1 protein-coding gene is annotated in these 3,213 nt (G+C 69.0%); it reads left to right on the top strand.

Features of this window, described 5'->3' with window-relative positions:
- A partial coding sequence (locus ACXWUF_RS21030) for an SDR family NAD(P)-dependent oxidoreductase (RefSeq protein ID WP_458503382.1) occupies positions 1-3,213 on the top strand: 3,213 nt, incomplete at both ends.

The raw sequence follows: 3,213 nt of genomic DNA, 5'->3' as shown, positions 1-3,213 counted from the left end.
CAGAGTCCCAAGCGCCCGCGATAGGCTTGGTGGAATTGGCTCCGGTTTGGCAAGCCGCGCCCTTGGGCAAGGCCAATCCGTCGGCCCGCGTGCTGCTGCTGGATGACGACGCGGCCCGCGCCGCCGCCTTGGGTCGGTTGGCGGGCGATACCAGCACACTCATCCGGGTGAACAGCGGCACGGGCTTCGCCGAGCCGGAACCGGGCCGCTTCGTCATCAATCCCACGGACCCGGACGATTATTCCCGGCTGTTCGAGGCGTTGCGGAAGCGCTCCCTTTCGCCGGACGCCGTGCTTCATGGCTGGCCGGACAGCGACCCGACGGACGGGCCAGCGGCGGCGGAAAGCCTGTTGCCCTTGTTCTTATTGGCTCGCGCCCTGATCCGCGCCCGCTTGCCGGGCCGGGTCCGCTTGCTCAGCACCTACGCCGCGCCCACGCCCGCCGCTCGGATCATCCCCGCCGCCTTGGCCGGGCTGCTGCGGACCCTGGCGCAAGAACAACCCGCCTACGCCGCCGCCCTGGTCGAGCAAGTGGCCGCGTCCGCCGAAACGCAAGCCCAGACGGCTTGGGCGGAACTCGCCGCCCTCGCGTTCGGCGCGGCGGAAATCCGTCATCTCGGCGGCGAGAGATTGGTCCGGGGCTGGCAAACCGTTCAAGCCGACCCCACCGCGCCCGTGCCCTTGCGGGAACAGGGCGTGTACCTGATTACCGGCGGCGCGGGCGGGCTGGGGCTGATTTTCGCCCGGCATCTGGCAAACCATTACCGGGCGCGGCTGGTGTTGACCGGGCGGGAGCGGCTGGCCGGTCCCCGGCGGCAGGCGGTGGACGCCCTGCGCGAGGCGGGCGCGGAGGTGGTCTACATCCGCGCCGACACCGCCAAACCGGCCACGATGCGCCGGGTGGTGCGGGTGGCCTTGCTCAAGTTCGGCGGGCTGCACGGCGTGATTCACGCGGCGGGCCTGCTGCGCGATGGTCCCCTGGCGGGCAAGGAACCGGCTACCGTGCGGGACATCCTGCGGCCCAAGCTGGCGGGGACGCTGGTTCTGGAACAAGCCCTGCGCGAGGCGGGCGCGGCCCCGGATTTTTTGGCGCTGTTCTCCTCGCTGGCGGGCGCGTTCGGCAATCCCGGCCAAGGCGATTACGCCACCGCCAACCGTTTCCTCGACGCTTACGCCGAGAACCACGCCGGGCAGGCCGGGACGCGGGTGCTGTCCATCAACTGGCCGTGGTGGCTGGAAGGCGGCATGGCCCTGCCGGAACGCAGCCGCGAGCGGATGCGCGAACTGGTCGGGCTGGACCCGCTGGACACCGCGACGGGCCTTGCCGCGTTTGAATCGGCCCTGGCCGGTTCGGGCTGGCAGCGGGTGGTGGGGCAGGGCGATATGGCCCGGATTCTTGCCAGCTTTGGTGGCAAGCCCGCGCCCGCAACGCATCAAGGTAGGTCGGGCTTCAGCCCGACTCCCGCCCCGAACGATGGCAGGTCGGACTTCAGTCCGACACCCGCCCCGAGCGACCACGCGGGTGAACGCGGCATCATCGCGACATCTCCGGTTGCTTCGGCATCGGATCGGGCTGAAGCCCGACCTACCGCCGAACCTACAACCCGACCCGTGGTCCCCGCCGACACCGAACAGCTACGGGCGGCGGCGCGGGATTTCCTGGTGGGACAACTGGCCGCCGAGTTGAAATTGCCGGTGGAAAAAATTCAGCCGGACGCGCCGCTGGAAAAATACGGCATCGACTCCTTCCTGGTGCTCAAACTGACCCGCACCCTGGAAGCCACCTTCGGCAACCTGCCCAAGACCCTGTTCTTCGAGTATTTCACCCTGGCGGCGCTGGCGGATTATTTCGCCGCCGAACACGCCGAGCGCTTGCGGGAAGTCACCGGCCTTGTGGCGTCGCAGCCCGCGCCCGATAACGCCTGTAGGTCGGGCTTCAGCCCGCCCCAAGATCACGCCGGGCCGGCGGGTCGGACTGAAGTCCGACCCACAATGCCCCCCGCAACCGACGACACCGGCCCCTGGCTGCTAAGCGAAGCCGAACTCGCCCAGCGCCCCGACTTGGCGCAAGCCGTGGCGGAACTGCTGACCCGCCACGGCGGCGAAGCGGCCTTCGCGGTGAACCGGGCGGTGCTGGCCCCGCAGTTGTTCATCGCCGCCGACCGGAGCGGCTTCCTCTACCTGAACCGCAGTGCCGACGCGCTGTTCGTGTGGACTTATGTCGGCCCGGCGGCGGGTTACGGCGCGTTGATAGAAGCGCTACGGGCGGCGGTGCCGGGTTTGCCGCTGGACATTCTCACCGTCGAGGAAGAAGCCAGCGTGCTGCGCGGCTTAGGGTTCACCACCACGCCGTTCGGCACCCATCAGGCCAATGCGGCCCTGGACGGCTTCACCCTGAACGGTGGTCCCATGCACCGCCTGCGCTATCAGGTCAGCCGCTATGCCAAGGTCGGACAGTGCCGCACGGAAGGCTACCGGCCCGGCCAGAACGCCGCCATCGACGCCGCCTTGCTGCAACTGACGGCGGATTGGGTGGCGCTCAAGGGGCAGGAGCCGCCGTTCCTGGCGGTGTTCCGGTCGGCGGTGCTAGGCGGTCGGTTGGGCGAACAGCACCGGCTGTTCCTGACCTGGCGCGGCGAGGCGCTGGACAGCGCCATCGTCATCACCCACGTTCCGCCCGTGAATGGCTACCTCATGGATTTGGAGTTCTACCGGGGAGACTTGCCGCTGGGCGGGCTGGAATTCGCCATCTGCCGGATCATCGAGACCCTGCGCGACGAGGGCTGCCGCTATTTCAGCCTGGGCGCGACCCTGGGCACGGGGCTGGAACCCTGCGGCCACGAAGACCCGGCGGTGCTGGCGACCCTCCGCCAGTTGCACGGGGCGGGCATGTTCAACGGCGACAAGAACCTGCAATTCAAGAACAAATTCCGTTTCGAGGCGCGGACCCTGTTCCTATGTCGGCCACGGGGCAGCGATCCCGCCAGTATCCTCAACCTCATGTTGCTGCTGTCCAATCCCACCGGCCAGCGGGCGGCGGAAACGGAACCGGCCACGGCTACGCCTTCATCCGTAACAGCCAGCCCCGCTCGGGCCGAGCCTCCCGCCGATGGCGAGCAAGCCCGGCGGCAAGCCGCGTTAACGGCGGCGGGCTGGAATGTGCTGCGGCTGACGGCGGCGGACGTGCCCCACGACCTCAAGACCGATTCCTGGT

Source organism: Methylomagnum sp. (genome assembly GCF_054333355.1).
Note: the sequence above shows the minus strand (reverse complement) of the source record. Positions and strands in the feature narration are given on the sequence as shown.